This window comes from Mycobacterium sp. shizuoka-1 (genome assembly GCF_002723835.1).
Taxonomy (GTDB): Bacteria; Actinomycetota; Actinomycetes; order Mycobacteriales; family Mycobacteriaceae; genus Mycobacterium.
Map to the genome: position 1 here is coordinate 36,863 of NZ_BEWG01000055.1, position 17,635 is coordinate 54,497.

Here is a 17,635-nt window from a genome sequence, read left to right on the forward strand (position 1 = left end):
CAGTCAACGACAAGGTTGCGTCCCGTCAAAACGGCACGCTTTCATGGACGAATGGATCGACGCCAGATGCTCATGACCACCGGCCTCGGCCTTCTGGTCGCCGCCGCCAAGATCCCGCAGGCCGGCGCCAGACCATCGACATCCGGCCCGCAAGCCCCGGCCCCGCAGACCTACCTCTTCCACGACGAGTTCGACGGCCCCGCCGGCTCGGCTCCCGACCCGTCCAAGTGGACCACCGCCCTGGCCCGCGAAACGATGGAAGACCCCACCTTCTGGGAGCTGCCCGAGAACGTCGGCCAATACCGCGACGACCGCCGCAACGTCTACCTCGACGGCAACTCCAACCTCGTTTTCCACGCCGCCAAGGACGGCCCCACCTACTACAGCGGCAAGATCTTCGGGAAGTGGCAGGGCGGGATCGGCCACACCTGGGAAGCCCGGATGAAGATGGACTGCCTCACCCCCGGCTGCTGGCCCGCCTTCTACCTGTCCAACGAAAGCCCAGTCAACGGCGGCGAAGTCGACGTCATGGAGTGGTACGGCAACGGCAAGTGGGCACCCGGCACCGCCGTGCACGCCAAGCTCAACGGCGGCGAGCACGTCAGCCAGACCATCTCCGTCGACAGCGCCTGGCACACCTGGCGCGTCGTCTGGAACGACGCGGGCATGAGCTTCTCCAAGGACGGCGCCGCGCCCTACTTCACCGTCCCGGCCCGCTCGCTGCCCGACTGGCAGTTCAATGACCCTGGCTACCAGATGTTTCCGGTGTTCGACCTCGCGGTCGCCGGCTCCGGCGGCGGAGATCCGAGCGGCGGCAAATATCCGGCCAACATGCTGATCGACTACATCCGGGTCTGGTAGCTACGCCACCGTCGGGCGGCCCAGCAGCGTGACCTCCATCAGCCGGCGGATCGTCGCCACCGACTCCGGGCCCGACTCCCGCGCGAACAGTCGCCGGAAATCCGCCGTCAACGCGAACGCCGCCCCCACCGCGTACCGGGCCGCACCGATCTTCATCTGCGGCCGCACCGTCGTCACCAACCGCGCCCACGCGTCCATCGTCGAATGCTCGATGGTCTCCAGCACCCGCAGGTCTGCCTCCGGAACATTCTGGCGCTCCGTGTAATACACGTACGGCAGATCCGGCCACTCCATCACCCGCCCGAGGTACTCGTCGATCACCTCGTGCAGGGCCTCCTCGGGATCGGCCGTCCGCGACAGGGCGTCGGCGGTGTCACTGGAATGCCGGTCGGCCGCTCGCCGGTACACCAGCGCCAGGATGTCGGCCTTGCCCGGGAACGACCGGTACAGCCCCGAGGCCTGGATGCCGACCGCCGACGCGATGTCCTCCATGCTGGTGTTGCGGTAGCCGTGCTCGTAGAACAGCCGCACCGCCTCGTACAGCACATGCTCGTACATCCCTGCCGCCGCGCCGACGACGATCGGCTGGGGCCTCGGCGCCGCGCGGCGGCGCACTGGTGGTAGCTCGGCCGCCAGAATGTCCGCGACCATCGCAGTCAGACAGGACCGAATATCGTTGGCCGCCAGTGGGTTCGTGTGGTCGGTGATGCTTCCGATCACCGTCAGCGCCGCTGACGACAGCGTCCACCGCTGGTTTGCCGTCAGCTTCGGGCGCAGTGTCAGCAGCGGACGCTGCGCACGGTGGTTGACCACCTTGAGTTGATCGACCAGCACGGCGCGATCCGGGTCCCGAAGATAGCGGGCCTCCCACCGGTACAGCCCGCCGGCGGTGCGCTGTGCGATCGCGGTGTCGATCAGCGCGGACGTCCACGCCCGCAACGTCATCACCGGATCGTCGTCACCCACATCGTCGGCGAACGCGGTGGCGTCGACCAGCATCTGCCCCAGGCCCAGCACCGCGTCGCGGAACAGGTCGTACTTGCTGGGGGAGTGCCGGTACAGCGCCGCCGGGGTGATGCCGACCCGCGCGGCGATGTCCTCCATGCTGACGGCGTGGTAGCCCTGCGACCCGAACGCGTCGGCCGACGCGCGCGCGATCTGCGCCTTGCGGTCCTTGGGCCGGCGCCGCACGGTGGGCTCCCCCTCTGACGCGGTCACGTTCCGCCGAACTGCGGACGCAGCACCGAACTCAGCGCGGCCAACGGGATATGCGCCTGCACCGTCCCACCGTCCATCGACCACTGCATGATCCCCGGCGTGTAGTTGATCGGCGAATCATGGGCCACCGGATAGTCCGGCATGTACAGGATCAGCTCGTCACCGGACAACGCCCACGCCTTGTACCCACCGGAATACACCTTGTCCGGCCCCCATCGATCCACTACGAACGGATACGTGCCGGGCTGATGCGGTGGTGGCGCCTGATCCAGTGCGTCGATGATGAATGGCTGCCCCAGCGAGGCGATCGCGCCGAAATCCACCCCGGGCTTGAGCATGTCGGCCAGCCCCAGCCGCACCCCACGCGCCATGTCCCAGGTGAACGTGCGAAAAGCATTGTTGGGCTTGGGTCCGTCGGCGTGATAGTCCTCGTGGAACACCACACTGAGCACGTCGCCGCGCTGCAGGATCTGGAAGTTCTCCTCGCCGAAGCTGTCGGCCGCCATGTGCAGGCCGACGCTGCGCCAGTTGTTCACCAGCTGCGTCAGATAATCCCGGATCGTCGGGCCCGTCACCGGGTTGTCCACCAGATCACCCGGCACCGCCACCTTGATGTCGCGGACCGCCTTGCGTTCCGAGAGCACCGAGGTGTGACAGTACTGGCCGTCCCAGTCCGCCCCGAGACCGGTACAGAAGTCCGGCGCCGAGGCCTGTGCCACCGGCGTGACGGCCAACGCCCCGACCGCCAGCACCCCGAACACCACTCGAATCCTCATGTGCGTCAGGGTAACTGGACTTTGCTGGCCCGCCACGCACCGTCGACCTTCTCCAGGGTCATCTTCACCCGGCTGCGGTCGATCCGCGGATCCGGCGCGGCGGTGTTGGACACCGTCTGGTCGACGAACAGCAGCACCACCACCGTGTCCGGGGTCGCCGACTGCACGGCCGAATCGATGACGATCCCGCGCGCGGACGCCTTGTTGTCGACCAGCAGCTGGCGCAGCTGCGCGCTGGATTGCGAGTACATGTCCTTGAATTCACCGGTGGCGCCGTTGAGCACCTCGGCGAAGTTCTGGTCGACGTTGTTGGAGTCGATGCTGGTCAGTATCTGCGCGTACCGCACGGCCGCCGCCTGGCCGTCACGCGCCGCCACCTCGACCCGATGCTCCTGCCACACCTGCCAGCCCAGAAAGCCCGACACACCGAGCAGCGCAACGATCAACGCGCCCAGTAAGACTCGACGGACCAGACGCCACCGCGACGGCTTCTCCGCCACCGGCTCCACGGCGGGCACGGCCTCAGTCTCGGTCTTCGCCGAAGCCTCGGTCTCCACCGAAGAATCGGTCTCGGTCTCGGGTTCAGCCTCGTCAGTCGTCGCAGTCACCGCAATCTCCTTAGCTCGGCGGTTCGATCGGCAGCACCGGGCCGCCATAGGGGGTCGGAATGGTGTAGCGGCCCTTGGGTGTCGGGTCGGTGGTCGCGCCCAGGTCGGCACCCGGCGGCGGTCCGGCGGTGTCGTCGCCGGCCGGCCGCGGGGCGTTCTTGGCGCCGCGGATCAGCACCGCGGGATCGTCGTCGCGGCAGTAGGTGTACAGGTACGGCTCGGGATAGTCGGCCGACGACGGTGGCCGCCGCGGCGTGCCGTAGTCACAGGCGTAGCGCGGATAGATGTCGGCGGTCGCCCACAGCCCGTTGTCGTGCATGATGCTGCCCAGCGCGTCGAGTACCGACCCGCGGTAGTCGGGGAACAGCGCGTTGAGCGCGGGCACCCGCACATACAGCAGCTGCGACGCGGTGGCCATGCTGGTCAACAGCCCCACCATGGTGTCGGAGTTGTCGGCGAACAGGGTGTCGGTGGCCGACAGGGTCTGCGGTGTCTGATCCACCAACCGGCGATACCCGTCGAGCATCCTGTTCACTCCGGTAAACGTGCGGCCCAGATTGCCGGTGGCTACAGCGATCCCCGCGTTCTTGTCCGCGGCGGTGCTCAGCACGATCCGGCTGGTTCGCAGGATGCTGGTGGTCTGCGGCAGCACCGAATCCAGCGTCGACAGCAGGAACGTGCCGCCGTCGATGATGTCGGCCAGCTTCTGCGGGCCCTCCTTGGTCAGGCTGAGCTCTTTCTTGATCAGCTCGAGCTTGGCCGGGTCGACCTGCTTGAGCATGCCGTCGGCGTTGGCCAGCAGCTGCGCCAGGCTGACCGGCACCGACGTGTTCTTCTGCGCCACCACACTGCCGTCGTGCAGATAGGGGCCGGCATCGGAGTCCGGCACGAACTCGATGTATTGCTCACCGGCGGCCGAGAGCCCCGACACCCGCACCGGACTGGCCGCCGGGATCCGCACGTCCGAGCGCACACTGGCCACCGCGGATACCCCGTCGGGCGTCACCGCCAGCGACTGCACCCGCCCGATCGCCACCCCACGCAGCGTGACGTCTTGATTGGGCAGCAGCCCACCGGATTCCGGCAACTCGATGGTCACCCGGTACGCCGATGCGAACGGCGACACCCGCAGCGCCCCGAGTAACACGTAGGCGGTGGCGATCACCAGCGTGAACACCAAACCCGCGGTGGACAACCACAATCGGTGCCGGTGCCCGAACGTGACGACCCGCACCACCTGATTGGCTACGGACCCGATCATGGCGGCGGCTCCGCGGCCGGCGGCGTCGGAGCGACGATCAGTTCGCCGGGATCGGTGGGGCTGGGCAGCACCGGCACCTGCGGCACAGCGGGGCCCTGGCCGACCACCCGCTGCTGCAGCCGCCACAGCGTGTACTTGAACGTGCCGGCCATCTGCGCCCAGTCGTAGCGCTTCGGCCCGTGCAAGCCGACGTCGCCGCCGAACCCGATGTCGGGGATCGAGCCGAGCACCAGCCGGTCGATGCTGGCCCGCACCGAAATCGCGTTGCTGGGCGTCGATTTGATGAACGGCGGCATCAACCGGTTCAGCGCGGCCAGGTTGGCGTCCGGGGCCAGCACCAGGTCGTTCCACGACCGGGCGATGGTGTTGGCATCGCCGATCACGCTGCGCCCGCTGGTGTCGGTGCCCGCGATCGACGGGAATTTCTGCAACTGGTCGCTGGTGGCGCCGACCTGCGCGACGACGTCGGCGATGGTGTCGGCGTTGGCCGCTAGGGTGTCGGTGGCCGGGCCTGCCGCCGCCATGACCTCACTGAGCTTCTGATTCTTGGCGTCGAGAGCCTTGGCCAGCTGCGAGGTTTCGGTCAGCGCGTCGGAGATCTGGTCAGACCGTGCCGTGAGCGTGGACAGCGTGCCGTTGGTCTTGGCGAGCAGGTCGCCAAAGGCCTGCCCCTGGTCGCCGGTCGCCTTGCCCATGCCGTTGACGATGTTGGTCAAGTTGCGCACCGCGCCGCCGTTGACCATCACCGCCGCCGAACTGAGCACCGACTCCACCGTCGCCGCCGCGGTGGTGGAGTCCAGGCCGATGGTGTCGCCGTCCTTCAACAGCGGCGTATTCGGCGCCGCATCCGGCGGTGGTTTCAACGCGATGAACACATCGCCCAGCGGGGTCGCTGAGCGCAGTTCGGCGGTGCTGCCCTGCGGCAGCCGCACCCCATCCATGATCCGAATCGTGGTGACCGCGGTGTAGTTACGCGCCACCATCGTCTCCATCTGGCCGACATCGGCGCCGGCCAGTTTCACCTTGGCCTTGGCCGGCAGGTTCAGCGCATTGGCGAACACCGCCGTCAGCCGGTACCCGCCGCCACCCACCGTCGGCGCCGGCAACGGCAGGCTGGACAACCCGCCCGACGAGCACCCGGTGGCCACGACGGCGACGGCGAGCACGGCGGCGGTGCGCTTGAGCCTCCTCATTTCTGCCCCATCGCAGCCATGCCGTCGAGCACGTAGGTCAACCCGAAGTCCGGCCCGAAATCCTGCAATGTGCCGGTGCTGCAGCCCAGTTGGCGCAGACCCATCATGTTGCAGATCTCCTTGGTGGCCTGGTTGTCGAACAACACCCGGTCGGTGAGCACCCGGGCGCGGGCCGCCCCGTTGTGCTGGTCGATGATGTTGTACAGGTTGTCCAGGGTGAGCGGGGCGACGTCGATGAACTCCTTGAGGTCGCGCTGCCGCTCCACCAGGGTGTTGGCGGTGGTGTTGGCGTTGTTGACGACGGCCTTGATGTTGTCGCGGTTCTTCTCCAGGAAATCGCCGATCTGGGTGAGCAGCGTGTTCATCGTCTTGCCGGTGGTGCCGCTGCCGAAGTTCTCGTCGTTGACGATCTGGCTGAGCTGACGCACGGTGGTGCCGAAATCGCGCAGCGTCGCGTCGTTGTCGGCGGCGGCCTGCAGTAGCGAGCTGAGGTTGCGCACGATCGTGGTCAGCTGATCACGGGTCTGCGCGCCGCCGTCGGCGGACAGCCGCAACGCGTTGGACAGCTGGCCCAGCGCGTCTTTGATCTTCTGGCCGTTGCCGTCGGCGATCGCCGCCCCGGAGTTGATGACGTCGGCCACCGGACCGTTGCCGTTGCCGTCGCCCTTCAGCGAGGTGGAGATCTTGTCCAGCACACCGAGCACCCTTGCGAATTCGACCGGCGTCTTGGTCCGGGACAGTCCGATCGTGTCGTGGTCGGCCAGTACTGGCCCGCCGCGGTAGGGCGGGGTGAGCTCGATCTGCCGGTCGGTCAGGATCGACGTCGAGATCGTCACCGCCTGCGCGTCCGCCGGGATCTGTACACCGCGGTCGACGGTGAACTCGACTTCGACGTAGCCGCTCTTGGGGGTGATCGCGGTGACCTTGCCGACCGGCATCCCCAGCACGGCCACCGTGTTGTCGACATACAGCCCCGCCGCGCTGTCGAACTGCGCGGTCAGCGTGATGTGGTCGGTGCTCGACCGGAAATACGCCCACGCGGCGGTGACCGCCGACGCGATCACCACCACGACCACCGTCGCGATCGCCACCAGCCGGGCTCGCCCGCCCCTCACTTGCAGTCCTTGAAGTACTGGATCATGCCGAACTGCTTGGCGCGCCCACTGATCGCGCACATCCACGAGTCGACGGCCAGACCGTTGGGCGTGTTGAAGTCGAAGGCGTTGCCGGTGCCGCTGGCGTTGGCGAAGCCCCGCAGCGCCACCGGTCCGGCCTGCAGGGTGCTGCGCAGCAGGTCGTCATGCTGGGCCAGCAGATCGGACAGCCGGCGCAGGTTCGTGATCGTCTGGTCCAGCTCGCCACGGTTGGTCACCACTGTGGTGCTCATCGCGTTCACCAGATCGGTCAACGCCGCGAGCATCGCGTGGAAGGTGGCGCTGCGGTCGACGAACCGGCCGATCAGCTCCTGGCCCTGGGTGATCATCGCGGCGATGTTGGCGTGCTGGCGCTCCAGGGTGGAGCTGACCAGGTCGGTGCTTTTCAGCAACGCGCCCAGCTGGTCTCGGCGATCGGCGATCACCGTCGACAGGGTCTGGATGTTGCGCATCGCCTGCGGCACCACGGCGGGCAGACCCTGCATCTGGGTGCCCAGGATGCCCAGCGACTTCGCGAACGCATCGGTGTCCACCTGCTCGTAGGTGGTGGTCACGTCGGCCAGCGCGGCCTGCAGGTCGTAGGGCACCTCGGTGTGGGCCAGGTCGAACGTGTTGTCCGGCAACGTGCCACCCTCTTCGGGCTCCAGCGCCAGATAGCGTGACCCCAGGATGGTGGCGACCTTGATGACCGCCCGGGAGTCCTTGCCCAGCACGATGTCGTCGCGGACCTCCAAGCCCGCCTCGACGTGATCGCCGGCCAGTTTCAGGCTGGTGACCTTGCCGACCTGGATACCGCCGATGGTGATCGGGTTGCCGACTTGCAGGGCGGCGGCTTGCAGAAACTTCGCCGTGTAGTGCCGATGAGAGATGTTGGCGGCGTTGGCGATCAGCATGGCCCCGACGATCACGGTGACCACGGCGACGGCGATCAGCCCCAGCCAGGTCTTGTTGTAACTCTCCAGCCGTCCTCTAACCATTGGCCATGTTCCTGCATCGGGGGCTGTAGGCGGCCTTGTTGCCCGGGGTCGCGGCGTTGACGATGATCGGCACCACGTCGTTGAGGCCGGGGAAGAAGCCGGTGGCGTTCAGATCACACGCGTACGCGTTGCCGAAGGCGCCCTCGTTGGTGATCCGGGCCAGCCCCTTGAGCATCAGCGGCAGGTTGTCGCCGGTGAACGCCAGCTGTGGCTCGATCGTGACCAGATGCCCGGTGAACCCCGGCTCGCGGGTGACCATCTCGTTCAGCGCCGGGTTGACGGTGTCGGAGATCGTGGCCAGCTGGCGGATCACCCGCGCCAGCGACCCGGTCGAGGCGACCAGCTCGGGGCGGCGCGCGTTGAAGTCCGACACCACCGTGCTGGTCTGGGAGATGGCCTTGTCGAGGTTGGAGTTCTGCGACGCCAAGTTGCCCATCACCGTGTTGAGCTGGGTGATGACATCGCCCAGAGCCTGGTCGCGACCGGCGAACGTGTCGGTGAGCGTGGAGGTTTGGTCGACGAGCGCGACGATCGAGGCGTTGTCACCCTGCAGCGACTGGATGACTCCCTTGGTCAGGTTGTCGGCATCGCGCGGGTTCAGCACGCTGAACAACGGCTCGTAGCCGTTGAGCAGGGTGCCCACGTCGAACGACGGGTCGGTGCGCTCGACCGGGATCGTGGCGTGCGGCGCGAGCGGGCCCGGGTCGCCGAGCTTGCCGAGGGACAACCCGAGATATCGCTGGCCGACGATGTTCTGGTAGGTCACCGACGCGACGGTGTTGCCGTAGAGCTGCTGATCGTTCTGGACGACGAACGACACTTTGGCCAGTTTGCCGCTCAGCTCGATCTTCTCGACCCGGCCGACCCGCACGCCGGCCATCCGCACGTCGTCGCCTTCGCGCAGGCCGTACACGTCGGTGAACATCGCGGTGTAGGGCGTGGTGGGCCCCGCGACGTCGCGGCGCAGCGTGACGTACACCAGCCAGGTCAGCGTCATCGCCACCACCATGAACAGCGACAGCCCGATCAACGGGGCACGAAACTTCATCGCGCCCCTCCAGGTGCTTCGGCGGGTAGCGGCGCTGCGGGCGCCGGCGGCGGGGGTGAGTCGGCGGGGTCGGCGGTGCCCGGCACCCGGGGAGCCGGCGAAAGCCATGGCGGCACCGGCGGATTGGGGTCGGCCAAGTTCGGATTGGGGTTGATCAGCGGCGGTCCGACCGCCACCAGGTTGCCGTCCGGGCCGACGACCGTGCCCGGGGTCGGGGCCAGATCCTTGGGCGGCTGGTAGTTCTGCGGCAGCAGCATCTCCGGCAGATCCGGTCGCACCACGATCTCCGGTGCGGTGTAGCAACTCGGCCCGAGCAGCTCGCCGTAGCGCGGGCAGTCGGCGCGTGTGTAGGAGTAGCTCGGTGTCAGCGACAGGTTGATGCGCATGTTGCCGGTGTCCAGCTCGGGGATCCACACCTCGTCGAAGAACTTGCGGGACAACCCGTTCAGTTTCGTGAACGCCGGAACGAACTTGCCGGCGTTCATCGCCAGGCTGCCGATCACCGGGGTGAGGTGGTTGGTGATGCCGGTGAGCTGGTCGATGTGGTTGTCGATCGCGGTGCGGGTGGTGCCCGCGGTGCGCGAGCCGCCGGTGACCAGAGCGGTGAGCGCCGAACGCTTTTCGGCCAGCACCTGCATGGGTTGCACCGCCTGGTGCAGGGCATCGACCAGATCGGGGGCAGTCTGGGCCAGACCGTGGGTGGCGTCGATCAACGCCGAGACCGTCGACGGGCCGTCGTCGGTGCTGACCACCGAGTTCAGCTGGTCGAGCAGCCGGTTGAGCTGGGCACCGCTCGCCAGCAGGGCGCCCCGGCGGTTCTCGGTGGCGGCGTTGACGGCGGCCAGGATGCCGACGCTGCGGTCTTCTCGTCCGCGTCCGGTTGCGGCCAGCACGTCGCGCAGCTTGCTGATCGTGGTCTGGAACAGCACGGTCGGCAGCGTGGTGTCCTCGGGGATGTGCTCACCGGCGCGGATCGCCGGCCCGCTGCCGTCGGAGACCAGCTGCACCGAGGACACCGCGAACACGTTGGACGGCACCACCCTGGCGGTGACCGATGCCGGAATGGATCCGGCGTACTCGGGTTTGAGGTCGATGTGGACGTAGTTGGGGTGGCCGTCGGCCGCGGGCACCACGTTGTCGACCGTGCCGACCAGCACGCCGTGGTACTTCACGTCGGACTTCTGCGGCAGCCCGTCGCCGACGTTGAGCAGGTCGGCGACCACCCGCACGTAACCAGTGAGCCGCCCGGTGGATTTGAGCAGCAGCACCGTGGCGACCATGGCCGCGACCAGCAGCACGGCCAACCCGCACAGTGCCAGTTGCCGGTCGGTGGGGCCGCGCCCGTCCAGGTCAAGGGAATTCGCCATCTATCCGCCGAATCTCGCTCCAGCGTCGACGCTCCACAACGCCATCGTCAGCAGCATGTTGACGATGATCGTGACCGTGATCGCCGCCCGCATGGCGTGCCCGGCGGCGATGCCGACCCCCTCTGGGCCGCCGCTGGCGTAGAAGCCGTAGTAGCACTGGATCGTCGAGGCGATCCAGACGAACACCACCGCCTTCAGCAGCGAGTACAGCACGTCGGTGCCGGACAACATCAGCGTGAAGTAATGCAGGTACGCGCCGTTGGATCCGCCGCTGATGACCTCGACCACGATCTGGGTGGTCAGGTAGCTGACCGCCAAACACAGGACGTAGAGCGGAATTACGGCGACCACCGACGCCATCAGCCGGGTGGTGACCAGATAGGGGATGGGCCGGATCGCCAGCGAGTCGAGCGCGTCGATCTCCTCGGCGATCCGCATGGATCCCAGTTGCGCGGTGAACCGGCAGCCGCCCTGCGTCGCGAACGCCAGTGAGGCCGCGATCGGCGCGAGCTCGCGGGTGTTCACCAGTGACGAGATGATGCCGGTGGCCGGCCCGAGGCCGAGCAGGTTCAAGAAGTTGTAGCCTTCGATCCCGACGATGGCCCCGACCGTCACGCCGAGGACCAGTGCCACACCGGCGGTGCCACCGCCGACCACCAGGGAGCCGTTGCCCCAGGCGATGTCGGACAGCAGCCGGGCGAACTCGGTGCGGTAGTGCCGCAGCACGATCGGCACACCGGCCACCGCGCGGATGAAGAAGACCAGCATGTGGCCCAACCGGACCACGGGTGACAGCAGCGCCTTCGAGATCCGGTTCAGCGGGATCCGGAACGGACTGTAGGCCGATACCGTCACCTCACAAACCCACCCTCGGGAACAGCATGTTGTAGAGCTGGCTGATCACCACGTTGACGATCATCAGGATCAGGATCGACTCGACGACAGCGGCATTCACCGAGTTGGCCACCCCGGTCGGACCGCCCTTGGTGGACAGGCCCTTCTGGCTGGACACCACCGCGACGATCGCGCCGAACACCACCGCCTTGAGCAGCGCCAGCACCATGTCACCCGGTGTGGTGAACGCCGCGAAGGTGGCCACGAAGCTGCCCGGGGCGCCGTTCTGGAAATACACGTTGAACAGGTAGCTGGCCAGGAACCCGACGAAGCACACCACCCCGGTGAGGGCGACGCCGATCATGATGGCCGCGGCGAACCGGGGGACTACGAGCCGGCGGATCACCGAGACGCCCATGACCTCCATCGCGTCGATCTCCTCACGCATGGTGCGTGAACCGAGGTCGGCGGTGATGGCCGAGCCCACGGCGGCGGCCATCAGGATCGCCGCCACCAGAGACGCGGCCTGCCTGATCACGGCCAGCCCGCTGGCCGCTCCCGCCAGTGAGGTGGCACCGACCTGCCCGGCGAGCAGAGCGAACTGGATCGACAGGGTGACCCCGACCGGCAAGGCGACCAGCACGGTGGGCACCACGGCCGTGCCGGCCATGAACGCACCCTGACGGACGAACTCCTGCAACGGGAATCGGCCGGTGACCAGATCGAGGAACAGGTATTGCAGCGTGCGCACGCCGAGCACGAACTGGTGTCCGACCGTCGCCAGCGATGCCAGCGGATGGCGCTTCACATAGCCGACGGTCCAGTCCTCGATGGCCGTGACGCCGTCGGTGCCCGGGTGTTCGGCCGCGGGCGAGTGGTGGCTAGTCATGGGCGGACGTCCTCGGCCGCCATTGCGTCGGTGTCAAAAGCTCTGTGCGCGAGCACTTTTGGCTGCCACAGAGGGAGAAGCAGAAGATGGACGAACTCACATCCCTTCCCTGCTTGATGCCGAGGGTGTCGGCGAAGAGTGCTTGGTGCCTGCTGGACACCGTATGACCCGCCCACTCTCGCAGTCAAGGAGATGGAGAATATTCGTTAACATACTGTTCGAGTGATCAGGGGTGGGAACCCCGAATGGCCGCACCAGTGTGACTGTAACCAAACTTATAGTGCGTATTTTCGCGTGTGTCAGACCCCTGTGGAACGGATCCCGAGCTGTCGGCTGACTGCCAGCCTGCTGTGACCGACGTACATTGCCGATTCACATCTGTGGCGGCTACGGCATGACCAGGGTGCCGGCGTCCGAGGCGGCCTTCAGCAGTTCGGGAATGGTCAACTCGCCGTATCCGGTCTGGACCGGTCCCATCGGTACCCCCAGCCAGGGCACCACGGTGGGGTCCGGATCGACGTCGAGGTTGTAGGCTTGCATCCCGGGCAGATGGTGCATGAAGAAATTGCCGAGGGTGTCGATCATGAACACCAGGTCACCGATCGGGCCGTAACCCCACAACGCCGCCGAATTGAACAACGGTGCAACCGCGTTCGGGTCGCCGATCATCACGATCGATCCGTAATGCGGCTTGGTTCCGCCGCCGGGCACATAGGCGGGCATGAACGGTTGCAGGCCCGGCAAGTCGGTGGAGAAGTACGCGGCCGGATCGCCGTAGGTCTCGATGTTGACGAACCCGGAGTTGGCGCCGTTACCCGCGACGATGGTGTTGATGCCCGGGCTTTCGAATCCGATGCCGCCCAGACCGGTCTGCTGGGCAACGTATTCGGCCTCCCAGCCGCCCAGCGAGTGGCCGGTGACGAAGATGTCGGAGGAACTGTAGCCCTGCAGGGCGGCGTCGGCCTGCACTCGCTGGGCGAAGGCCAGCGCGTGGTGGAACGCCAGCGGGGTGGTGCCGGTGAAGATGATCTGCATGTCGGTGATGATCTGCGAGACCGCGATCAACGGGTTGAACAACAAGTTCGTCCCGCCGGTGGTGCCCTGATAGGCGATGATGATCTGGTTCTCCGGCGTCACCCACACTTGGGCGGATTCACCGGACAGGACGTTGGTGGAGGTCACCGGAACCCCGTTGACGGTGAACGGCCGCAATCCGCCAGGGGTGCCGCCGAGCACGTATTCCGCGGCAGCAGCGTTGAGGAACTGGGCCACCGTCGGCGTCAGACCGGTGGTGGGGCCGGTGTAGATCAGAGCCGGCGGCACCGGTTGCGTCGTCGGCGTCGCGTCCAGTCCCACCGCGTGTTCGATCCTGCGGAACACCGCAAAGACCAGGTCGTTGAACGGTGCGAAGTCGAGCGGGCTCTGCGGGCCGCTGACGGCGGCGGTCATGTCCAGCGCCTGCAGCACGGTGTTGACGACGTGCCCGGGCAGGGCGATCAGCTTGGCGATCGGGGACAGCGGCGCCGGGGGCGTCGGCGTCGTCGTCGCGGTGGTCGTGGGCGCGGTGACCACCACAGCGCGCGGGACGGCCGCCGCGATCGGGCGCGCCGTGGTCGCGACCGCACCGCGCACCGCAGCCGGCGTCGACGCGGCGGAGCGGGCCGGTGCGAGCGTGAGGGTGATCGTGGTCGGTCTGGTCGAGTTGCGCTGCGGGGCAGGCGAGTCGGGGCGGATCGCGGCGCGGTGGCTCGACGCCACTGCGCGATGACTGGCGGCCGGTCTCTTCGGCCCGGCCACCCCGGTCTGACTCGACGAGCTCGCCGAACTCGACGACGCGTGCCCGGTATCGGCCCAGGCGACCGCTTGTCCGGTGACGGTCCCGAAACTCAATCCGATGCCGACAGCGATCGCGGCCAGGCCGGCGCGGTACGGCGTACGTACGGTCATGTGTCCCCTGATTGCTCGTCGCGGCGTCCCGGTTGGCGACCGCGATTCGGCCCAGATGGGATACCTTGCCGTCGACCATATGACTACGCGTGATGTCAGTCTCGGTTTTGGCGCCGAACCCCTCCGCTCGGCAGCCCGCAAAACAGCTCGACCTGCGGCATTGCTGGCAAAGGTGAGGTAGCTTCAATCGACGGTCGGAGCCTTGCCGAGGAGTAGATGGTGGATGCGACACCATTCGGGCACTATCAGCTGCAGGAGCTGATAGGTCACGGCGGCATGGGCGAGGTCTACCGCGCCTACGACACCAAGACCGATCGCGTGGTCGCCCTCAAGGTGCTGCCGGCCCGGCTCGCCGAGGACACCGTCTTCCAGCAACGTTTCCGCCGGGAAGCCCAAGCCGCCGCCGCGCTGAACGAACCGCACGTCGTCCCCATCCACGGATACGGCGAAATCGACGGCCGGCTGTATCTGGACATGCGCCTGATCGAGGGCCGCACGCTGGACGCGATCCTGTCCGACGCCGGCCGCCCGTTGTCCCAGCCGCGCGCGGTCGACATTGTCGAACAAGTCGCCGCCGGCTTGGACGCCGCCCACGCCGCCGGGCTGATCCACCGCGACGTCAAGCCCTCCAACATCCTGATCACCCCCCGCGACTTCGCCTACCTGATCGACTTCGGCCTGGCCCGGACGGCCAGCGAGGCTGGGTTGACCACCGCCGGAAGCACGCTGGGGACCCTGGCCTACATGGCGCCCGAACGATTCAGCGGCCGTCAGGCCGACCTTCGCTCCGACGTCTATGCGCTGACCTGCGTGCTCTACGAATGCCTGACCGGCTCCCGGCCGTATCCGGACGACAGCCTGGAACAGCAGATCGCCGGCCACATGACCACCCCGGCCCCACGCCCATCGGACAAGGATCCGAAGCTGGCAGCATTCGATGCCGTCGTCGCCAAGGGCATGGCCAAGAAACCCGCCGAGCGCTACGGCAGCGCCGGCGAACTGGCTGCCGCCGCGCGCCGGGCGCTGAGCGCGCGGGGGCGCAGGACCGGCGGCTCGGGACGCCACGCGCTGGCCGGCACCCCGCAACGGCATCGACGCCGCGCGCTGCTCGCGGCCGGGGCGGCGATGCTGCTGGTGGCGGCCGCCGGCATCGGGGCATGGCAGTGGCGCGGATCCGAGACCGGGTCCAGCGGCGCGACCAGTCTGGCGGGCACGCTGTCCAGCTCGGAGCCGGTGCCCGCCGCCGCGGGTGCGGTGCCCTCGATCGCGGCCACCGTCCCGCAACCCATCCGAGACTCCGGCCGGTTGATCGTCGGCGTCAACATCCCTTATGCGCCAAACGAATTCATCGACGCCTACGGCAAGATCGTCGGCTTCGACGTGGATTTGATGAATGCCGTCGCCCGCACCCTGGGCCTGACGGCGGAATACCGGGAGACCGCGTTCGAGGCCATCATCCCCTCGGTGCGCGCCGGCGACTTCAACCTCGGTATGTCCTCGTTCACCGACACCAAGGAACGTGAAGGCGCCGCCGACTTCGTCACCTATTTCCAGGCCGGCACGCTGTGGGCCCAGCGGCCCGGCGCTGCGGTCGATCCCGACGACGCCTGCGGGCTCAAAGTCGGTGTGGCATATGCCGCCATCCAGGAGACCACGGAGATCCCGGCCAAGAGCGACGCCTGCGTGGCGGCCGGCAAGCCGCCGATCAAGAAGGTGGTCTATACCCGCCAGGACGATCTGAACACCGCGTTGATGGCCGGCGAGGTCGACGCGATGTCGGCCGACTCACCCGTCACCGGGTTCGCGATCAAGACCAGCGGTGGGCAGCTCGAGGCCGCGGGCGAGGTGTTCGACTCCGCGCCCTACGGCTGGCCGGTCGCCAAGGACTCCGGGCTGGCGGAATCGCTGCGGCTGGCGCTCCAGCATCTGATCGACACCGGGGAGTACCGCACCATCGCGACGATCTGGGGTGTCGAGAAGGGCATGATCGACAAGCCCGCGATCAATGCCGCCGTGCGCTGACGCCCGCATCGAGATTGAACTCTCGCAGACGTCTACTCGCACTTTCCCTGCGTGAATTCAATCTCGGCGAACTGTCGGTGGCTGCGCCCATGATGGCTCGATGGGTGAGGTCTTCATCGGTAGTGAAGCCTTGGCCAGCGGTGCCCTGACGCGACACGCGCTGCGGCGCTTCCATGACCGGCTGCTACCCGACGTCTATCAGCCTCGCGGTCAGCCCGTCTCGCTGCGGGATCGCACGATCGCCGCATGGTTGTGGTCGCGCAGGCGGGCTGTCATCGCCGGCGCCGCAGCAGCCGCCCTGCACGGGTCGCAATGGATCAACCCGACCGAGCCCATCGAGTTGATCTGGGACAACGGGCGTCCGCCGGAAGGACTGATCGTCCGCAATGAATCCCTCGCCGACGACGAGGTCACTCGAGTGGCCGGCCTTCCCGTCACCACCTTGGCGCGCACCGCATTCGATGTCGGCCGCCACCTTCCGCGGGCACGAGCGATTGCGCGCTTGGATGCGCTGATGCGCGCCGAATCGTTCTCCAGCGAGGACATCCTGTTGCTGGCCAAGCGCTACCCGGGTGCGCGCGGGATTCGCCGCCTCCGTGAGGTCGTGCCGCTCGTCGACCGTGGAGCGGCATCCCCGAGGGAGACATGGCTGCGGCTGTTGTTGATCGACGCGGGCTTGCCCATCCCCACGACCCAGATTCCCCTCTATGACGACTGGGGTTTGGTCGCAGTGCTCGACATGGGCTGGGAGGAGTTCATGGTCGCCGCCGAATACGACGGCGACCAACACCGCACCGACCGCGGTCGGTACGTCTGGGATCAGAAGCGGGCCCGCCTGGTCGCCGGTATGGGTTGGAACGCCGTACGCGTGATCAAAGAGGACCGCCCTGATGACGTCATCGCTCGAGTGCGGGACGCCCTGATGTCGAGGGGATGGCGGCCATGACTACGCCGAGATTGAATTCACGCAGCCGGCTACTCGCACTTTCGCTGCGTGAGTGCAATCTCGGCGTTGAAAGCGCCGTCAGTCCTCGTCGATGACGTGCATCGCGGCCTCCTCGGCCGACGCCGCGCCGCCGTCGATGCCGACGTCGGAGGCGAACAGCTCCGGGTCGTCGTCCTCGCCGAACCCGGCGTCGGGGGCGACCAGCCGGCCCGACCGCGCGCCGCCGACCTCGTCGTCCTCAGGGAACTCCGCCTCGCGCTCGGCCTCGTCGCCGCCGTCGAGTTCGTCGAGCACGTTGCCCAGCCGCGCGACCGGGTCGGGCTCCTCCTCGGCGAGCAGCTCGTCGAGCGTCTCCGGGCCGGGATGGTCGAGGACCGTGCGGGCGTACGGCCGTTCCGGCGGCGAAATGCCCTCGTCGAGGATGTCGTCGACACCACGGTCGACCAGAGTGTCCTCGGGTTGGAGCTGGTTGTCGTCGTCGACGCTGTATTCGCCGCTATCGGTGCTGTCGTCCCAGTTGCTCACCGCTCCAGA

The 17,635-nt window shown here is 67.5% G+C and carries 16 protein-coding genes; 3 read left to right on the forward strand and 13 right to left on the reverse strand.

The window, feature by feature from the left end:
* Nucleotides 1-51 precede the first annotated feature (51 nt).
* Nucleotides 52-861 (forward strand): family 16 glycosylhydrolase, encoded by an 810-nt coding sequence (locus tag MSZK_RS16215; RefSeq protein WP_233211348.1) that lies wholly within the window; start codon nt 52-54, stop codon nt 859-861.
* Here MSZK_RS16215 and MSZK_RS16220 read toward each other — a convergent pair whose 3' ends face one another.
* The 12 genes from MSZK_RS16220 to MSZK_RS16275 all read right to left on the reverse strand — a co-directional run bounded on the left by MSZK_RS16220 (nt 862) and on the right by MSZK_RS16275 (nt 14,133).
* Complete coding sequence (locus MSZK_RS16220; RefSeq protein ID WP_099249716.1) at nt 862-2,052, reverse strand: TetR/AcrR family transcriptional regulator; 1,191 nt, start codon at nt 2,050-2,052, stop codon at nt 862-864.
* Nucleotides 2,053-2,075: 23 nt separating this feature from the next.
* Entirely contained in the window at nt 2,076-2,855 is a 780-nt protein-coding gene (locus tag MSZK_RS16225) for a mannan-binding lectin (protein ID WP_099249518.1), read from the reverse strand.
* Between the two features lie 5 nt (nt 2,856-2,860).
* The gene (locus MSZK_RS16230) at nt 2,861-3,463 is read right to left on the reverse strand and encodes a DUF3329 domain-containing protein (protein ID WP_371411345.1); all 603 of its coding nucleotides are present in this window, start codon (nt 3,461-3,463) and stop codon (nt 2,861-2,863) included.
* Nucleotides 3,464-3,473: 10 nt separating this feature from the next.
* Entirely contained in the window at nt 3,474-4,724 is a 1,251-nt protein-coding gene (locus MSZK_RS16235) for an MlaD family protein (protein ID WP_099249520.1), read from the reverse strand.
* Nucleotides 4,721-5,917: an MlaD family protein gene (locus MSZK_RS16240; RefSeq protein WP_099249522.1), complete on the reverse strand. Its 1,197-nt coding sequence runs from the start codon at nt 5,915-5,917 to the stop codon at nt 4,721-4,723. Before MSZK_RS16240 ends, MSZK_RS16235 begins: the two co-directional genes overlap by 4 nt.
* Nucleotides 5,914-6,984, reverse strand: coding sequence for an MCE family protein (locus MSZK_RS16245; RefSeq protein ID WP_371411349.1), 1,071 nt, complete (start codon nt 6,982-6,984; stop codon nt 5,914-5,916). The genes MSZK_RS16240 and MSZK_RS16245 overlap by 4 nt, the downstream gene beginning before the upstream one ends.
* A gap of 44 nt (nt 6,985-7,028) precedes the next feature.
* Nucleotides 7,029-8,048 carry an MCE family protein gene (locus MSZK_RS16250; RefSeq protein ID WP_099249524.1) on the reverse strand — a complete coding sequence of 340 codons (1,020 nt, stop codon included), beginning with the start codon at nt 8,046-8,048 and terminating at the stop codon, nt 7,029-7,031.
* Nucleotides 8,041-9,096 (reverse strand): MCE family protein, encoded by a 1,056-nt coding sequence (locus tag MSZK_RS16255; protein ID WP_099249526.1) that lies wholly within the window; start codon nt 9,094-9,096, stop codon nt 8,041-8,043. The genes MSZK_RS16250 and MSZK_RS16255 overlap by 8 nt, the downstream gene beginning before the upstream one ends.
* On the reverse strand, nt 9,093-10,463 hold the full coding sequence (locus MSZK_RS16260; RefSeq protein ID WP_099249528.1) for an MlaD family protein: 1,371 nt from the start codon (nt 10,461-10,463) through the stop codon (nt 9,093-9,095). Before MSZK_RS16260 ends, MSZK_RS16255 begins: the two co-directional genes overlap by 4 nt.
* On the reverse strand, nt 10,464-11,318 hold the full coding sequence (locus MSZK_RS16265; protein ID WP_199203366.1) for an ABC transporter permease: 855 nt from the start codon (nt 11,316-11,318) through the stop codon (nt 10,464-10,466).
* 1 nt (nt 11,319) lies between these two features.
* On the reverse strand, nt 11,320-12,186 hold the full coding sequence (locus tag MSZK_RS16270) for an ABC transporter permease (RefSeq protein WP_099249530.1): 867 nt from the start codon (nt 12,184-12,186) through the stop codon (nt 11,320-11,322).
* Between the two features lie 387 nt (nt 12,187-12,573).
* Nucleotides 12,574-14,133 carry a hypothetical protein gene (locus MSZK_RS16275; RefSeq protein ID WP_099249532.1) on the reverse strand — a complete coding sequence of 520 codons (1,560 nt, stop codon included), beginning with the start codon at nt 14,131-14,133 and terminating at the stop codon, nt 12,574-12,576.
* Nucleotides 14,134-14,352: 219 nt separating this feature from the next.
* Here MSZK_RS16275 and MSZK_RS16280 point away from each other — a divergent pair, with 219 nt between their 5' ends.
* Nucleotides 14,353-16,155 carry a bifunctional serine/threonine-protein kinase/transporter substrate-binding domain-containing protein gene (locus MSZK_RS16280; RefSeq protein ID WP_099249727.1) on the forward strand — a complete coding sequence of 601 codons (1,803 nt, stop codon included), beginning with the start codon at nt 14,353-14,355 and terminating at the stop codon, nt 16,153-16,155.
* A gap of 100 nt (nt 16,156-16,255) precedes the next feature.
* Nucleotides 16,256-17,101, forward strand: coding sequence for a hypothetical protein (locus tag MSZK_RS16285; protein ID WP_099249534.1), 846 nt, complete (start codon nt 16,256-16,258; stop codon nt 17,099-17,101).
* Nucleotides 17,102-17,179: 78 nt separating this feature from the next.
* Here the strand turns inward: MSZK_RS16285 and MSZK_RS16290 are convergent, their stop codons facing one another.
* Entirely contained in the window at nt 17,180-17,626 is a 447-nt protein-coding gene (locus MSZK_RS16290) for a DUF5709 domain-containing protein (protein ID WP_099249536.1), read from the reverse strand.
* Between the last annotated feature and the right edge of the window lie 9 nt (nt 17,627-17,635).

What these genes read in the sequence shown, in the direction of transcription:
- MSZK_RS16215 (WP_233211348.1), top strand. Translation starts at nt 52, where the DNA reads ATGGATCGACGCCAGATGCTCATGACCACCGGCCTCGGCCTTCTGGTC.
- MSZK_RS16225 (WP_099249518.1), bottom strand. Translation starts at nt 2,855, where the DNA reads ATGAGGATTCGAGTGGTGTTCGGGGTGCTGGCGGTCGGGGCGTTGGCC.
- MSZK_RS16235 (WP_099249520.1), bottom strand. Translation starts at nt 4,724, where the DNA reads ATGATCGGGTCCGTAGCCAATCAGGTGGTGCGGGTCGTCACGTTCGGG.
- MSZK_RS16240 (WP_099249522.1), bottom strand. Translation starts at nt 5,917, where the DNA reads ATGAGGAGGCTCAAGCGCACCGCCGCCGTGCTCGCCGTCGCCGTCGTG.
- MSZK_RS16250 (WP_099249524.1), bottom strand. Translation starts at nt 8,048, where the DNA reads ATGGTTAGAGGACGGCTGGAGAGTTACAACAAGACCTGGCTGGGGCTG.
- MSZK_RS16255 (WP_099249526.1), bottom strand. Translation starts at nt 9,096, where the DNA reads ATGAAGTTTCGTGCCCCGTTGATCGGGCTGTCGCTGTTCATGGTGGTG.
- MSZK_RS16260 (WP_099249528.1), bottom strand. Translation starts at nt 10,463, where the DNA reads ATGGCGAATTCCCTTGACCTGGACGGGCGCGGCCCCACCGACCGGCAA.
- MSZK_RS16270 (WP_099249530.1), bottom strand. Translation starts at nt 12,186, where the DNA reads ATGACTAGCCACCACTCGCCCGCGGCCGAACACCCGGGCACCGACGGC.
- MSZK_RS16275 (WP_099249532.1), bottom strand. Translation starts at nt 14,133, where the DNA reads ATGACCGTACGTACGCCGTACCGCGCCGGCCTGGCCGCGATCGCTGTC.
- MSZK_RS16285 (WP_099249534.1), top strand. Translation starts at nt 16,256, where the DNA reads ATGGGTGAGGTCTTCATCGGTAGTGAAGCCTTGGCCAGCGGTGCCCTG.